General features: G+C 46.9%; 14 protein-coding genes. 7 read left to right on the top strand and 7 right to left on the bottom strand.

Going from position 1 to position 15417, the window contains the following annotated elements:
- Positions 1–18: 18 nt before the first annotated feature.
- Positions 19–945, bottom strand: a complete 927-nt coding sequence (gene cysK, locus HMPREF9439_RS06350) for a cysteine synthase A (protein WP_008864192.1) — start codon at positions 943–945, stop codon at positions 19–21.
- A 43-nt stretch (positions 946–988) separates the two neighbouring features.
- Complete coding sequence (locus HMPREF9439_RS06345) at positions 989–1780, bottom strand: MetQ/NlpA family ABC transporter substrate-binding protein (RefSeq protein WP_008811926.1); 792 nt, start codon at positions 1778–1780, stop codon at positions 989–991.
- 493 nt (positions 1781–2273) lie between these two features.
- Here HMPREF9439_RS06345 and serS point away from each other — a divergent pair, with 493 nt between their 5' ends.
- Together serS and HMPREF9439_RS06335 are read left to right on the top strand one after the other, a co-directional pair.
- Complete coding sequence (gene serS / locus HMPREF9439_RS06340; RefSeq protein WP_008811927.1) at positions 2274–3575, top strand: serine--tRNA ligase; 1302 nt, start codon at positions 2274–2276, stop codon at positions 3573–3575.
- A gap of 9 nt (positions 3576–3584) precedes the next feature.
- Positions 3585–4640, top strand: coding sequence for an asparaginase (locus tag HMPREF9439_RS06335; RefSeq protein WP_279126510.1), 1056 nt, complete (start codon positions 3585–3587; stop codon positions 4638–4640).
- Positions 4641–4950: 310 nt separating this feature from the next.
- On the opposite strand, the gene ilvD is transcribed toward HMPREF9439_RS06335, so the two are convergent.
- The 4 genes from ilvD to hutW all read right to left on the bottom strand — a co-directional run bounded on the left by ilvD (position 4951) and on the right by hutW (position 9283).
- A complete protein-coding gene (ilvD, locus tag HMPREF9439_RS06330; RefSeq protein WP_008864190.1) occupies positions 4951–6609 on the bottom strand; it encodes a dihydroxy-acid dehydratase in 1659 nt (552 codons plus the stop codon).
- Between the two features lie 52 nt (positions 6610–6661).
- Positions 6662–7150: a C40 family peptidase gene (locus HMPREF9439_RS06325; protein ID WP_040603482.1), complete on the bottom strand. Its 489-nt coding sequence runs from the start codon at positions 7148–7150 to the stop codon at positions 6662–6664.
- Between the two features lie 218 nt (positions 7151–7368).
- A complete protein-coding gene (locus tag HMPREF9439_RS06320) occupies positions 7369–7725 on the bottom strand; it encodes a hypothetical protein (protein ID WP_008811935.1) in 357 nt (118 codons plus the stop codon).
- 88 nt (positions 7726–7813) lie between these two features.
- Entirely contained in the window at positions 7814–9283 is a 1470-nt protein-coding gene (hutW, locus tag HMPREF9439_RS06315) for a heme anaerobic degradation radical SAM methyltransferase ChuW/HutW (protein WP_008864187.1), read from the bottom strand.
- 236 nt (positions 9284–9519) lie between these two features.
- Here hutW and HMPREF9439_RS06310 point away from each other — a divergent pair, with 236 nt between their 5' ends.
- Positions 9520–9933, top strand: a complete 414-nt coding sequence (locus HMPREF9439_RS06310) for a cupin domain-containing protein (protein WP_008864186.1) — start codon at positions 9520–9522, stop codon at positions 9931–9933.
- A 75-nt stretch (positions 9934–10008) separates the two neighbouring features.
- Here HMPREF9439_RS06310 and HMPREF9439_RS06305 read toward each other — a convergent pair whose 3' ends face one another.
- Positions 10009–10974 carry an AEC family transporter gene (locus HMPREF9439_RS06305; protein WP_008864185.1) on the bottom strand — a complete coding sequence of 322 codons (966 nt, stop codon included), beginning with the start codon at positions 10972–10974 and terminating at the stop codon, positions 10009–10011.
- A gap of 616 nt (positions 10975–11590) precedes the next feature.
- Between HMPREF9439_RS06305 and HMPREF9439_RS06300 the strand changes: the two genes are divergently transcribed.
- From HMPREF9439_RS06300 to HMPREF9439_RS06285, 4 genes are all read left to right on the top strand, one after another.
- Entirely contained in the window at positions 11591–12322 is a 732-nt protein-coding gene (locus HMPREF9439_RS06300) for a nucleoside recognition domain-containing protein (protein ID WP_008811939.1), read from the top strand.
- Positions 12323–12337: 15 nt separating this feature from the next.
- The gene (locus HMPREF9439_RS06295) at positions 12338–12811 is read left to right on the top strand and encodes a YjiG family protein (protein ID WP_008811940.1); all 474 of its coding nucleotides are present in this window, start codon (positions 12338–12340) and stop codon (positions 12809–12811) included.
- A gap of 31 nt (positions 12812–12842) precedes the next feature.
- Positions 12843–13988: a beta-aspartyl-peptidase gene (iadA, locus tag HMPREF9439_RS06290; protein ID WP_008811941.1), complete on the top strand. Its 1146-nt coding sequence runs from the start codon at positions 12843–12845 to the stop codon at positions 13986–13988.
- 286 nt (positions 13989–14274) lie between these two features.
- A partial coding sequence (locus HMPREF9439_RS06285; RefSeq protein WP_157645848.1) for a hypothetical protein occupies positions 14275–15417 on the top strand: 1143 nt, incomplete at its 3' end.

The raw sequence follows: 15417 nt of genomic DNA, 5'->3' as shown, positions 1-15417 counted from the left end.
GCGAGGCTCAAGTCTTAATTAAGCGAACATTTCGCTTGAGAGGTAACGATCTCCGCTGTCCGGAAGCAGAACAACTATATTCTTGCCTTTATTTTCAGGCAGTTTGGCAAGCTGTGTTGCGGCGGCTAAAGCGGCGCCGGCAGAAATGCCGACCAAGAAACCTTCTTCTTTGGGAAGTGCCTTGCCGGCTTCATAAGCTTCTTGAGCGCCGATCTTAATAATCTCATCGATAATTTTTGTATCAAGCGTGTCGGGAATGAAGCCTGCGCCGATGCCTTGCAGCTTATGAGGACCGGAGGGTTCTCCGCTCAGGACCGCGGAAGTATCCGGTTCGACCGCATAAATCTTAATGTTCGGATTTTGAGATTTGAGATACTTGCCAACTCCGGTAATGGTACCGCCTGTGCCCACCCCAGCCACGAAAATATCAACTTTTCCTTCCGTATCCTTCCAAATTTCTGGACCTGTTGTCTTGAAATGCGTTTCCGGGTTGACCGGGTTTACAAACTGTCCGGGAATAAAGCTGTTGGGGTTTTCTTTAGCCAGCTCTTCAGCTTTGGCAATAGCGCCTTTCATGCCTTTCTTGCCGTCTGTTAAGACCAGCTCGGCCCCGTAAGCTTTAAGAAGGTTGCGGCGTTCGACACTCATGGTTTCTGGCATCGTCAGAATGATGCGAAGTCCTCTTGCGGCGGCCGCAGCGGCCAAACCGATACCGGTGTTTCCGCTGGTCGGTTCAATGATGACGGTTTTGCTGTTGAGTTTGCCGGCTTTTTCAGCAGCATCAAGCATGGCAAAACCGACGCGGTCTTTTACGGATCCGGCAGGATTGAAATATTCAATTTTGGCAAGGATGTTTGCACCCAGACCGCGTTTGGCGGCGTAACGGTTCAGTTGGACAAGCGGTGTGTTGCCGATAAGTTCTTTAATGGATTGACGAATAGCCATTTTTGATTCCTTTATAAACAAGTGGATGATAAAAAATGATTTATTAAAAAGCCGGAATAACGGCGCCTTTGAAAGTTTTCAATATAAAGTCGTGAATTTGGGGTTGTTGATAAGACTGAATCAACGGTTTTACCCAAGGTTGATTTTTATCCTGTGCTCGAACCACGATGTGATTAACATAGGGGCCGTTCGGATCTTCGATAAGAATTCCGTCTTTGCTTGGATTCAGGCCTGCGGCTGAAGCGTAATTGCCATTGATGGCAGCAGCGTCCAAGTCAGAAAGGGAATGGGGAAGCTGAGCTGCTTCAAGCTCAATTATGTTGTAATGATGAGGATTGCTGACAATATCGAGGGGACTCGAAAGAAGGTTTTTGCTGTCTTTAAGTTTAATAAGTCCCTGAGAAGCAAGAAGGATTAAAGCGCGACCGCCTTGGGAAGGATCATTTGGGATTCCCAGTGTTGATTTATTAGGAAGGTCGCTTAAGTTAGAATATTTTTTAGAATAAAAAGCCATCGGGAAAGTTATAGTTTCGCCGACTGGTACGAGGTCATAGCCTCTATCTCGGTTCGCCGCGTCTAAAAAAGGCTTGGTCTGAAAAATATTTACATCCAGATCACCTGCAGCCAGAGCGGCATTTGGCTGTACATAATCTTGGAATTCAACTATTTTGATATTGAGACCGTTTTTCTTAGCTATCGGAAGAACTTGTTCAAGAATTTGTGCGTGGAGGCCTGCAGTCACACCGATCTTAAGTGTTTTGGTCTGTTCAGAGGCCAAAACAAAGTTTGGTATTAATACTGCAAGAGAAGTTAATAAAATATTTCTACGAAGCATAAAGACACCTTTTGGATTACATAACCCCTGATGTGGCTCAAACAGAACCATAGGGAATTGAGTGATTGGTATGAAAAAAAACGATAAGCGTGTGCTTAATTAAATCAACACATTCGCTGGCAACAAGGACAACAAGAAACACTTAGCAGTGCTTCTAACTTAAATATTGCTGTCCGTGTGTTCATTTGATAATACCTTTTGGGTGATTAACTATGTTCTCGAGCTTCAAGTGCGAAGAAGCTCTCTGAACATGAGGATATTTTAGGATCGAAAAATAAAAAAAACGAAAAATAGGAATTTATTTTTTGCCCATTTTGGAAGCCGATTGAAGAAATATCCAAATTAGGCTCCCGGTTAACGGTTCAAGTCAGCATTTTCAAACGGAGAAAAAAGGTTCTTAGAATAACTTCTAAGCCGTTACGCATAGTTCATGTGAGGAAGTGTCCTGATAGCGTACAATCAAACAATTCAATCAATCTAGAAGAGAAATTACATGCTTGATTCAAATCTTCTTCGCAAGAATTTGCCCGAAGTTGTCGCTCGCTTGGCAACTCGTAAATTTCAATTTCCTACCGAAAAATACGAAGCTTTAGAAGGCGAACGTAAAGCGATTCAGACTGAAACGGAAGAACTTCAGGCTCGCCGCAACCAAGTTGCTAAGAAAATCGGAGCTGCTAAAAAGGCCGGTCAAGACGCTACGGAACTTCTGAAAGAAGGCGCAGCTATTGCTGAAGGTTTGGCTGCTTTGGAAGGCAAAAATGCTGCTGTTAAAAAAGCTCTGAATGATCTTCTGTTAACGATTCCGAATCTTCCTGATCCTTCCGTTCCTGTCGGTAAAGATGAAACCGAAAACGTTGAAGTTCGCCGCTGGGGGACACCGCGCGAATTCGATTTTGAAATCAAGGATCACGTTGATGTCGGCGGTCCCTTGGGCCTTGACTTTGACGTCGGCGCTAAGCTTGCCGGTACACGCTTCTGCTTCATGAAGGGCCAGGTTGCTCGTCTCCACAGAGCTTTAGCCCAGTTCATGCTCGACACTCATACTCAGGAAAACGGCTATACAGAGTGCTACACACCGTACATTGCCAATCAGGAGACGCTGATCGGTACCGGCCAGCTTCCGAAGTTTGAAGAAGACCTGTTTGCTGCTAAGAAGGGCGGTCAGGAAGGCGAGGGCGAAATCTTTTATCTCATTCCGACTTCCGAAGTAACTCTGACGAACTCCGTTCGCGGCCAGATGCTTAAAGAAAGCGATCTGCCGATCAAGATTACTGCTCAGACTCCTTGCTTCCGTTCAGAAGCCGGCTCTTACGGTAAAGACACACGCGGAATGATCCGTCAACACCAGTTCGAAAAAGTCGAAATGGTTCGTATCGTCAAACCGGAAGAAAGTTACAAGCACCTTGAAGAAATGGTTGTCTGCGCTGAAGGCATCCTGCAGAAACTCGGACTTCCGTATCGTGTTATTACGCTTTGCACCGGCGACATGGGCTTCGGTTCTGCAAAGACTTATGACTTGGAAGTTTGGATTCCGGCTCAGAACACCTATCGCGAAATCAGCTCTGTTTCTAACTGCGAAGCCTTCCAGGCTCGCCGTATGCAGACTCGCTTCAAGAATGCCCAGGGCAAGACTGAATACGTTCATACACTGAACGGCTCAGGCTTGGCCGTGGGCAGAACGCTCGTTGCCGTTTTGGAAAACTACCAGAACGCTGACGGTTCCGTCACGGTTCCTGAAGTTCTCCGTCCGTATATGAACGGCCTGGCAGTTTTGAAACCTGAAAATCAGAAATAATTCATTTCGTTGAATAGTGACGCTGCTTCGGCAGCGTCTTTTTTACCTGAAAGAAAAATGAAAGAAGACCTCCCCACCATCGCCATCCTCGGCACCGGCGGTACGATTGCCGGAAAAGCCGGATCTGCCTCTGCAACGACCGGTTATGTTCCGGGCTCAGCTACTGTTGAAGATCTTTTAGCCTCTGTTCCCGGGTTAGAAGACATCGCCAACCTTACCTCTGTCCAAGTGTCCAATATCGGCTCTGAAGATATGACGGATGAAATTTGGGCGTGCTTGGTTAAAGAAACAGAGAGTCAGCTGAAAGACCCCGAAGTTGCCGGTGTTGTTATTACGCACGGTACAGACACTTTGGAAGAAACGGCTTTCATGCTCAATCAAGTTTTGAAGAGCGAGAAGCCTGTTGTTCTCGTTGGTTCCATGAGACCGGCAACCTCGATTTCTGCCGACGGCCCTATGAATCTTCTGAACGCGGCGAAAGTGGCGACTACTCCGGAGGCTAAAGGCAAAGGTGTTTTGGTTGTCTTGAATGATGAAATTCACGGTGCCAGAGATGTTATAAAGACCAATACAACCAACTGCGATACATTTGCATCTCCGCGTTTAGGAGCACTTGGTTTTATCACCGGCGGAAGAGTTTCCTTCTTTAAAGAAAGCACCCGTCCGCATACGCTCAAAACTCCATTTACCTCTGAGCTTCTATCTGATCACAAACATCTTCCGATTGTCGACATCATTTACGCTCATTCAAACGGCGACGGTCGTTTGATCAAGGCGGCCATTCAATCGGGCGCTAAAGGTATTATTTATGCCGGTATGGGCAACGGTTCCATCCATTGCAAAGATTTGCCTGAACTTGAGAAGGCCTTGGAAGAAGGAATTCCGGTAGTTCGTGCGTCCCGCTGCGGAAGCGGTGAGGTGGTTGATTCTTCACCTGAATGGACAGAAGCCGGCATGATCAACGCCGGAACTTTGAATCCTCAGAAGGCAAGAGTGCTTCTTCAGCTGTGTTTAGCTGCAGGCTACTGCCACGAAAAAACAGCAGAAGTGTTCTTAAAAGCCTAACTCGCAAGTAATAATCAGTGAATGGTTTGTCTTGAATTTCCGTCTCAACCTTGGAATAGCGTCAGACGCCAACGGCTAAAAGACAGTAGACAAGGACAGCGGAAATCATTTCTCGGAAGCTATTACTACACGAGTTTGAAAAAGTAAAAATTGAAGAATGCTTGAGGCTCAGGGAATTTTAACGAATTTCCTGAGTTTTGGTTATTAAAGATTTACTACAGGAAAATCAAAGGCCGAAAGAACTAACATGCTTTTCCAGCGGCCGCAAAAAGAAGAACCGGCGCTTAAAGCGCCGGTCCGAATCACTTGATTAGCTTAAAACAGCTCCGGAAGTGCCGGAAGAAACAAGCTTGGCGTATCTCGCTAAGTAGCCGGTTGTGATCTTCGGCTGACGAGGCTTCCAGTTCTTACGGCGTTCTTTCAAAACTTCATTCGAGACTTCAAGGTCAAGCTTGTGTTCAGGGATGTTGATGGAAATGATGTCGCCTTCTTCAATCAGGCCGATGGGACCGCCCAGTGCTGCTTCAGGAGAAACGTGGCCGATGGCTGCACCGCGGCTGGCTCCGGAGAAGCGGCCGTCGGTAATCAAAGCAACGGTAGAACCTAAGCCGGCGCCCATGATGGCGGAAGTCGGAGAAAGCATTTCGCGCATGCCGGGACCGCCCTTCGGACCCTCGTAGCGAATGACAACGACATCGCCGTCTTTGATCTTTCCGCCCCAAATAGCTGCAATGGCTTCTTCTTCAGAATCGAAGACACGAGCTGGTCCTTTATGGACAAGCATTTCAGGAGCAACAGCAGAACGCTTCACAACGGAACCTTCAGGAGCGAGGTTGCCGAAGAGGGCGGCAATACCGCCGGTTTCGCTGTAAGGTTTGTCGATCGGACGAATGATCTCTTCGTCCTTGTTTTCTGCATCAGCAATGTTTTCGGCAACTGTCTTGCCGGTAACCGTCATCAAGTCGGTCTTGAGAAGTCCTTTCTTGTCGAGCTCTTTCATCACTGCAGGAATGCCGCCGGCTTCATTGAGCTCTTCAATAAAGTGAGGACCGGCAGGAGAAAGATGGCAGAGGTTCGGAGTTTTTTCCGAGATTTCGTTTGCCAAGTGCATGTCGAGCTTGTAGCCGCATTCATGAGCGATAGCAGGCAGATGCAACATGGAGTTCGTAGAGCATCCTAAAGCCATATCGACGGTCATGGCGTTGAGGAAAGCATCGTAAGTCATGATGTCACGAGGACGGATATTCTTTTCAAGAAGTTCCATCACCTTCATGCCGGCCTGTTTTGCAAGACGGATACGAGCACTTTGAACAGCGGGAATCGTGCCGTTGCCCGGAAGTCCCATGCCCAAAACTTCAGTCAGGCAGTTCATAGAGTTTGCGGTAAACATGCCGGAGCAGGAGCCGCAGGACGGGCAGCATTTCTGTTCGATTTCCGTCAGTTTCTTGGCATCAATCTTTCCTGCCTTGTATGCGCCGACCCCTTCGAAGGCGGAGACAAGAGAGAGTTTCTTCTTACCGATGATGCCGGCGCTCATTGCGCCGCCGGAAACAAGAATAGTCGGAATATTCAAACGAGCAGCAGCCATCAAAAGGCCCGGAACGTTCTTGTCGCAGTTCGGAACCATGACCAAAGCGTCAAAAGCATGTGCAATAGCCATCGCTTCGGTACTGTCAGCGATCAGTTCACGGCTGACGAGAGAATATTTCATGCCTTCGTGTCCCATGGCGATACCGTCGCAAACGGCAATAGCGGGGAAGACGATAGGAACACCGCCGGCAAGGGCAACGCCTTGTTTAACGGCGTCAACGATCTTGTCCAGGTTCATATGTCCCGGAACGATGTCGTTCTGGGAACTCACGATACCGATGAGAGGTTTCTTGAGTTCTTCATCGGTTAATCCCAGTGCATAGAGAAGGGAGCGGTGGGGAGCGGCCTGAGGGCCAACTTTTATTTTGTCACTGCGCATTTTTTTAATTACCTATGTAACGATGTGGTTTTTATGAATAATATCGTTTGCTTTACACGATTCTTCGGTATCCGACGATCTTGTTCTTCCAATAGACGCCCGAGAGACTTTCCATTCGAACGTAACCGCCGGAAGAGGGTGCGTGAAGGAAGCGTCCTTTGTCGGCGACTAAGCCCGTGTGAAGTCTTCGGCCGATCCTGAAAACAACAATATCGCCTTGCCGGGCGTTGCGGGCAGCCACCCATTTGCCTGCTTTTGATTGAGCGGCGGTGTGGCGGGGAACGGTAATTCCATGTTTGCCGTAAGCCCAGAAAATGAGACCCGAACAGTCGAAACCGTCCGAGGGAGAAGCTTTCCCGTATTTATATTTAGCTCCGTACTGACTCATTGCGGTTCTGAGGACTTTTGATCCTTCTGAGTTGTCATAGGAGACCGGTTGATAGCTATAACGGTCAGAAGAGAACATCGAGCAGCCGGAAAGCAGGGAGGAAACTGAAGCTAAGAGGATCAGTTTTCTTCGCGTCACGAGCTGTTCAAGCATCTCTTTGGAACTCCTTCGGGTCTTATTTTAGATACGATTCTAAAATTTTAATCGATGCACAATGTGAAAACGGATTGCGGCAGGAGCAATTGTTTTTTTGCGGGTAAATGCTCACAAAGATTTAGCGGTTTTCGAAGGAATTTGAAGAAAACTTCAAGTACAAAAAGAAATTGCCGCGTAAAGCGGCAATCTCTAAACACGATTAAGTGTTCAATGCATTACTTAGCAGGAGCTTCTTCTTTTTTGGCTTCTGCTTTTGCGGCCGGAGCCTGCTCCTGAACCATAACGGTAGAGAGCTGGCAGAGACGCATATGGAAGTCGTCAGCTTTGGCCGGGTCGATAGGCAGACCGCCGTCAGTGAAGACCTTCAGGACTTTGTTGAAGTCTGCGAAGATGTCACCGCGAGCGAAAGTGTGCTCGTGATGGCCGCCAATCATGTCAATCCAAGCAAAAGTAACGGTGAAAACGTTATCTTTGCGTTCGAATCCGAGGAAAGAAACATCGCCGGGATTCATTTTTGCCTTTAACTGCTCAGGGGGGACCGAGGCTTTAACATTGCCGAGAGGTGCCGTCATTTTTACTCCTTTTTGAAATGAAACGTTATCTTATTTCAACTCTTTTGAAAATACAAATTCTTTCAAATACCTAAACGTTTTCCTTCTGTTATTCTTTGCGCTTGTTGATAGTTTTTAACCACGCTTCGGCTTGGTTGGGTGAATATACGCTTTGCGTAATCGGATCCGCTTTGAAAGAATCTTCTTTTGCAATGGTCATGGTCAGCGCTTCCGTAGCGAGCTGAGCCATGGTCACATACCAAAACTGACCGGCAACAGTCGGAGAATAGATGTCTCCCGACTTTTCAAGAAGGCCGGCTTTAATCCATTGATCCATGACGGGTTTTAGCGGCTTTTCAATATCGACGCTGAAGTTGTCACCGATTTCTTTCAAATTGAAGGGGCCGGATTCCACGCTGCTCGCCAAAGTTCTCATCAAGTGCCAGTGTTCCTGAGGTTTCATCATGACAAAGACCGGCTTGAGTCCTTTCTCAACCATTTCCGACCAGTTGGCAAGTTTGCGCTCCTGCATCCAGCTGTAACCGAAAAGTTTTCCACCGGCTCCGCAGCCGAAGGGAAGGCAGTCACTCGGACCTTTTGCTAAACGGTTGTAGAGATTCCTTTCAAGCGGCGTTCTGGCCCAATGAGTATTGGTAAGACGATGCCAATTTGGATGAGAAGAAAAATGCTCAACGCTTTCTGCATACATGTCGGCCGCTTCAGCAAGCGTCGCTGCCGGATCAAAAAGACCGGATTTGATGCGCGTGTTGAGCGGCGATTTCTCAAAGACATTCAGCTGGTAGCAGTCGACTCCGTCAATAGGAAGCTCGGAAGCGATCTTTAAATCGTCTGTCCAGACTTTTCCTTTTTGTCCCGGGAAGCCGAAGAGGAGGTCGATCACTACGGCAAGATTGTCGATGGCGGAGATTTTCTCGAGTCGACGAATAATATATTCAGGGGAATCGAGGCGCTGCATTTCTTTTCGGATATCGGCGTTGAATGTCTGAACTCCTATAGAGAGTCGGTTGACGCCTCCTTCTACGCAGGCGGAGAGCTTCTCATCAGTTAGTCCGTGAAGTCTGCCCTCGAAGGTAATTTCACAGTCTTCGGCGAGCGGAAGATTCGTTCTAACAGCGTCTAGGATCTTTTTAATGTTGTAAGGCTCAAGTGCGGTCGGTGTGCCTCCGCCGAAATACAACGCCTTAATCGGTGCAGAATTCTGAGCAGCTCGTTGATTCCAGAGCTCAAACTCTTTTATAAGCGTATTCGTGTAAGCATCTGCTGCTTCCGAAGCATATGGATTCTGATAAAACATGCAGAAAAGGCACCGGCTTTCACAGAAAGGAATGTGAACGTAAGCAATTCCGTCCGTTTGTCTGGGTTCAAAAGACTTCTTTTCTAGGAAGTTTCTAGCCGAATTCCAAAGCATCGGAATGCCAAACGGTCCTGCATGAACCGTAGCTTTAGCAGGAAAGGCTTTGTGGAGCGCGTCGGTTTCATCCGCAAAGAATGCGGAATAGCTTCTCTTCTTAATAAGGATATTTTTAAGCAGTCGGACACCGGTTTCAAAAGACGGCATGACTAATCTCCGGACGAGGTTGATTCTTTTGAGGCAATTATCTCAAATCACAGAAATGATATCGATAATTATTTACAGAAACTATTGAACGAAAAATTGCAACTGAATCAATACTTATGCATAGATCGCATAGATCTTAATTCTATATAACTTTTGAAGATTTATTATTTCTACATTGAATTTAAAAATAGAGGCGGGGCCCTAAGACTTTCGCCGAAGCAAATGTTGGTGGTTTTATGAAGGAAGTTCCAAAACTTAGTGATTTTCCGGTTGGGAAACCCAATGACGCTTACGCTAAATATTTCATCGGTCAAAGCTGGCTAGCTCCGTTAACAACGGAACAAGTTCCGACTTATAACGTTACTTTTGAACCGAGATGTCGCAACAACTGGCATATCCATCATGCCCAAAAAGGCGGCGGTCAGATGCTGATTTGTGTTTACGGCAGAGGTTGGGTACAACTGGAAGGCGAACCGGCTCATGAATTGAAAGGCGGCGAAGTCTTCAATATTCCGCCTAATGTTAAACATTGGCACGGTGCAGCAAAAGACAGTTGGTTCCAGCACTTATCTCTTGAAGTCCCGGGAGAAGGCACCTCTAATGAATGGTTAGAACCGGTGACCGATGAAGTCTATGACAAACTGCCTTAATTAATTTGGAAGGTCAAAAAGAAAAGAGCGACAAGGATTTGATTCCTCCGCTCTTTTTCTATGCCCCAAAGGATCTTAGAGCCAGCTTTGTAAGATTGGGCAGAACCAAATCCAGAAAGGAGCTGCGAAAGCAAACATCAGCGTACTGACAGCCAAAATAGAAGCGCCGTCCTGAACGTAAACGTTATACCGAGAACCGATGATGATGCCGGAGAAAGCCGGCGGAAGAGCACAGGCCATCGTTAGCATCGAAAGCTTTTCTTCGCTGAGACCGCAGAGGATAGCCGCAATGGCGATGCAGAGCGGAGTAATGAATACACGGAATATAGCGTTCCAAAGAATTTCAGTGTTGACGCTGAATTTCACTGTAGCCAAAGCCAAACCTGCTGCAAAAACGGCAACACCGGAATTGGCGTGGGCAATCAGGTCAAAGGAAGGATAGACCGCGATCGGAAGCTTGATCCCTAATAAGACAATTACGACCGCAAGCGTCGGACACCAAACGACCGGTTGCTTGACGGCATTTAAAATGGCAGAGCCGGTTCCGGAAGAAGAGCCGTTTCCGGATCCCATAGCCCCGGCTAAGCTCATCAAGTACATGCCGATCGGAATAATCACGGCATTTGCAACGATTGCTACGATTGCAACTACCAATCCCGTCTGAGTGGTTGCTCCGTAAATCGGATCAAGGACAGCGAAGCCTAAGAAGCCGATAGTCGGGGAGCCCGCGGTCAGACCGCAGACTGCGGCTTCGGCAGCTGTGTGATGGAAGACCTTTCTGCAAACCCAATAGCAAACGAAGAAGAGGGCGACGATACCGATTAATGAGACGAGCGTCAGCGTGAGATCTTCGAAAAGCATCGCGCGGGTTGCTTTAGTAATAGAGACAAAAAGTGCGGCCGGCAAAGCGAAGTTCAAAACAACTTTGTTGAGTGCCTGGGTTTGACTCGGCGTGAAAGCATTCATCTTCGCACCGGCATAACCTAATGCCATCACAACGAAGATCGGGACAATATCATTAAAAATAATGTTGAAAAACATGCAGCCTCTGCTAAAAATTTCTTCCGAAAAATCCTCCGGTAAGGCCTAGTGAGAAGCTATTCGGACTGGCAAGAGAAATTTTAGATTTGCAGTGGTTCTTCGAATCTCAAACAGTATTAAGTTGGGTAGTAGGTTCAAAAATCAGAATACTTTGCAAGAGCGACAAGGAAACTATTTTTAGTTGTTGTAATTTAGTAACAGTGGCGTTTTAGGTTGAAATAGGTTGAATTTTTCACCCTGCGACAGTTCGTTCGAATATTTTTTCATTAAAAACCAAAATAAGCCTTGATTTGTTGCTGTACGTTTGAAAACAATGTTTATATTTGCGAAAAAATTTCCCGCTAACGCAAATGTAAAAAACGTAAATCGCCTTATTTCTTGTCAGTATTAACACCATATTTGAATACGGATTTCAGGGTAAGCCTGAATATTTACATCGTAAAAATCCTTTCATAATGTGGTCACGCGAAAACCTCGCGGACATGCTTTTTTTTTTTCGGATGAGAAAAACGGCTTATCGCACGGTGGTAAAAGGGCTTTAAGAGAGCCTGGGGCCGCAGATAAGCACATTCAAAAAACGAAATTTGCTTTGTTTGTTACTTTTAAGGATAGTCCTATGGCTTCTTCTAACCTCAACGATAAAAAACCTGAGTTGGCAGATGACAAAGAAAAGAAAGTCACCATCGGAAATTACATTTCCCTGATTATGGCTTGCGTTTTCTTCTCCGGTGTCTGCGCTACAAACCAATGGTGGGGCATTTTCGACTTCACCACAATTAACGGCTCCTTCGGTAAGGTTGTCACAGCTGTTTCTCAGAACGCTGACGGCATTCACACCGCGATGGCCAACTTCCGCGGTAAAGGCGGTTCCGGTGCTATCGACGGCTTCATGTTTGCTTTGACACTGGTCCCGACAGTTATGTTCGCTCTTGCGATGATCACTGTTTTCGACCACTACGGTGCTCTGAAAGCTGCTCGCCAGATGCTTACTCCGATTCTTCGTCCGTTGATCGGCGTTCCCGGCGGTGCTGGTCTCGCTCTGATCGCTTCTCTGCAGTCTACTGACGGCGGCGCGGCTCTGACTCGCCAGCTCAAAGATGACAATGTTTTGACAGCTAAAGAGCTGAATAACTTTGCTACTTTCCAGATGACAGCCGACGCTCTCATCACTAACTTCCTCTCTTCCGGCGCGGTTCTGTTCACGCTGCTTGCTGCTGACGGCAAGCCTGCAGTTCCGGTCAGCATCGGGGCTTGCTTGGGTATTCTGTTCCTCGGCAAGATCCTCGCTGCCAACATCATGCGCGTCATCCAGATGGGCGGAAAGATTAACCTTAAGAAGAGCGCTTAATAAGGAGAATACGAAATGGCTACTACATCTAAAAAAATGATGATCACCGACGTATTCGTCAACGGTGCATTTCAGGGTTGGAACATTGCTACACACTCCACGATTCCTAACGTTTTGATGGCTTTCGTGATCATCAAAATGCTGAACATCTCCGGCGCTTTGGACTTCATCGGTACATGCCTCGGACCGGTTATGGCCATCTTCGGTCTGCCAGGCGAAGCTGCCATGATTCTGCTCGGCGGGTGGATGTCCATGGGCGGCGGTGTCGGTGTGGCAGTTGCCTTGTTCGATAAAGGCGCTGTTGACGGTACGCAGCTCGCTATCGTGATTCCCGCTATTTACCTCATGGGTTCTCAGGTTCAGTACATGGGCCGCTGCCTTGGCGTTATCGGCATCCAGGGTTCCGATATGTTCAAGATCATGGCCGTTCCTCCGATCGTCGCTTTGCTCTCTCTGTGGGTCATGCGCCTGGTCGTTCTGGGATCGTAATCTGACGAACTTTCAAAGGATTTAGTAATCAATGGCTACCGCAATTCTCTTTAAAAATGCAGATCTGTACGCTCCTGAACATAAGGGCATCAAACAGATTCTGACAGTCAATGACAAAATCATTGCTGTGGAGGATGAAATCTCTGCCGACCTTCCCGGTCTGGAAGTGATCGATCTAAACGGCGCAATCGTTACGCCGGGTCTTATCGACCAGCACATTCACGTGACTGGCGGCGGCGGAGAAGGCGGTCCCCTGACACGCGCTCCGGAGCTTAACTTCTCCGAGCTCGTGGAAGGCGGAATCACTTCCTTTGTCGGTGTTTCCGGAACCGATAGCGAAACCCGTCCGATCGAAGCTCTGATGGCTAAGGTTCGCGCCTTAACCAAAGAAGGTGCTACCGGCTGGATGTGGACTTCCAACTATCGTTATCCTCCGACAACGGTTACCGGCGACGTCCGTAAAGACCTCTTGACGATTCCCGAATGCTTGGGTGTGAAGATTGCAATGGGCGACCATCGCTGCTCCTTCCCGACAACTCAGGAAGTTTTAAGAGTTCTTTCCGACTGCCGCGTCGGAGGCATGATCTGCGGACACGATTCTTATCTGCATGTTCACCTCGGTGACCTTCCCATCGCTTTCCCGGCTTTTATGGAATGCGTAAAAATGGGAATGCCGATTAAGCACATTCGTCCGACGCATGTCGGCCGTCACCCTGAAGTTTTTGCTCAGGCAATTGCATTTACCAAAGCCGGCGGATACATCGATATCACAACCAGCGGCGGCAACTATATGGGTTCTGCAGCAGATGCCTTTGTGATGGCTTTGGAAGAAGGTGCGCCGATCGATCGTATTACGTTCTCTTCTGACGGCCACGGCTCGATGCCTCGTTTCGATAAGAACGGCGAAATGATCGGTCTGACGGTTTGCAAAGTCTCCGACAACCTGAAGATGCTTCAGGAACTTGCTGGTAAGATTGGTCTTGAAAAAGCGTTGCTGCCTTTGACACGTACTATTGCCACGGCTCTTTGCTTGGGTAATAAAGGCGTGATCGAAGCCGGTAAAGACGCAGACCTTTTAGTGATGGATAAGGATCTTAAACCGCTCCACCTCTTCATGAAGGGGCGTCAGGTCATGAAAGATTCGGAAGTTATCGTTAAAGGTGCCTTCGAAGAATAAGAACCAACTAGTTTGATCTTACAAGCCTCTCGGGTGACAAAGCCCGGGAGGCTTTTTTTACCTCATTTTGGGAGTAAAAGTTGGAATAAATTTAGAGAGAATGTGGGGGTATTTAATTAATTTATTCGCTTTAATCGAGAAGTTGTTGTTTCTAACAACCATTGTTTGCCATCCCCAAAAAGACAGTTTTTCAATTACCTCAGACAATTGCCACCCTATCATTTTAATTGCAAGACATTTTCTGAATCGTAAGTAAGACGATTCCTATATAGGTTGGGGTTGTGTTATGACAAAAACCAGTACGACTAGAGTTCATAACAGAAAAACTGTTAATTTAAGAAAAAAATTACTTTGCGTGATGGCGGTTTCTGCTGCGTCTCTGCTGTCTTCTTCCGCGCTCGCGAATACCGAGACAATTTCAGTTCCTCAGATCGTCAATGAAACAACTCTCCAAGATGTTGGGAAACACCTAGCATCCTACAATGAATTTTTCCTTACTGAGCTTGGAGCTATTTGGGTTGACGGGGTTCAGCTGGATTTATCTAATGTTAAATTGACAGGCAATCATGTTCGTTTGCAGGTCGGAGGCCCTGACTTCCCTTATCAAAATGCCAAGGCGATCTCCAGCGGAGGGTCGCTGACAGTCGGATCTATCACCGCAACTGGAACAAACATTATCCATGTTATCGGGACGACAAACCGTGACTCTACATTGACTGTCAAAGGGGATATCAATGCATCCAATTTGGATGTGTGGATTAATGGGAAAAATACCAATACCAACACGAAGATATCTGTTGAAGGAAATTTCACTGAGACCGAAGACAGTAAAATAAGTGCTCAGTACAACGGTATCTTAGAGGTTAAAGGCGGTCTGACGGTTAATATTTCCGATAAAGGAAGTTTCTACATTGCAAACAGTAAAAATGTTCCAATCAGTCTAAAAGTTGGTAAAGATTTTACGTTCAGCAATCATATAACGAAAAACAATAACTTCGATCCGAACGGTCTTTTCTTTGATGCAAGTATAGGTACGGCCGCCGCAGAAATCGGTGGGGATTTTATTCTTCAAGGTGCCAATGATGCACCGACGACTTATTTCCAAATTGCCAACAGCAAAGGAGCTGGTGTAAAAGCTGCGAATATTCAGGTGATTGGGTCTGATAACAACACTACTTCGTTGCTGTTCAGTCGATTTTCAATTGTGAATGTAGGTTCCGGAAACGGTGTGATTGAACTGAGACCCGATGGAAATAACTCAAAGGTTCAGCTTTTTATCGGGGAATCGGATTATAAAGCTAAGTCTATATTAGCCTCTGAGCTGAAGATGAATCAGAGTGAAGGTTCCGATGGTATTTTTGTCTTTCTTAACAATAATGTCCAAGATCTGAAACAGAATTTAATGACATGGAACCCCTTTGCTCCCAAC

This window comes from Parasutterella excrementihominis YIT 11859 (genome assembly GCF_000205025.1).
GTDB lineage: Bacteria > Pseudomonadota > Gammaproteobacteria > Burkholderiales > Burkholderiaceae_F > Parasutterella > Parasutterella excrementihominis.
This window is presented reverse-complemented; position numbering and strand designations above follow the sequence as displayed.

Excerpts from the sequence above, each read along its gene's own strand:
- cysK (WP_008864192.1), bottom strand. The coding sequence starts at position 945 with ATGGCTATTCGTCAATCCATTAAAGAACTTATCGGCAACACACCGCTT.
- HMPREF9439_RS06345 (WP_008811926.1), bottom strand. The coding sequence starts at position 1,780 with ATGCTTCGTAGAAATATTTTATTAACTTCTCTTGCAGTATTAATACCA.
- serS (WP_008811927.1), top strand. The coding sequence starts at position 2,274 with ATGCTTGATTCAAATCTTCTTCGCAAGAATTTGCCCGAAGTTGTCGCT.
- ilvD (WP_008864190.1), bottom strand. The coding sequence starts at position 6,609 with ATGCGCAGTGACAAAATAAAAGTTGGCCCTCAGGCCGCTCCCCACCGC.
- HMPREF9439_RS06325 (WP_040603482.1), bottom strand. The coding sequence starts at position 7,150 with ATGCTTGAACAGCTCGTGACGCGAAGAAAACTGATCCTCTTAGCTTCA.
- HMPREF9439_RS06320 (WP_008811935.1), bottom strand. The coding sequence starts at position 7,725 with ATGACGGCACCTCTCGGCAATGTTAAAGCCTCGGTCCCCCCTGAGCAG.
- hutW (WP_008864187.1), bottom strand. The coding sequence starts at position 9,283 with ATGCCGTCTTTTGAAACCGGTGTCCGACTGCTTAAAAATATCCTTATT.
- HMPREF9439_RS06310 (WP_008864186.1), top strand. The coding sequence starts at position 9,520 with ATGAAGGAAGTTCCAAAACTTAGTGATTTTCCGGTTGGGAAACCCAAT.
- HMPREF9439_RS06305 (WP_008864185.1), bottom strand. The coding sequence starts at position 10,974 with ATGTTTTTCAACATTATTTTTAATGATATTGTCCCGATCTTCGTTGTG.
- HMPREF9439_RS06300 (WP_008811939.1), top strand. The coding sequence starts at position 11,591 with ATGGCTTCTTCTAACCTCAACGATAAAAAACCTGAGTTGGCAGATGAC.
- HMPREF9439_RS06295 (WP_008811940.1), top strand. The coding sequence starts at position 12,338 with ATGGCTACTACATCTAAAAAAATGATGATCACCGACGTATTCGTCAAC.
- iadA (WP_008811941.1), top strand. The coding sequence starts at position 12,843 with ATGGCTACCGCAATTCTCTTTAAAAATGCAGATCTGTACGCTCCTGAA.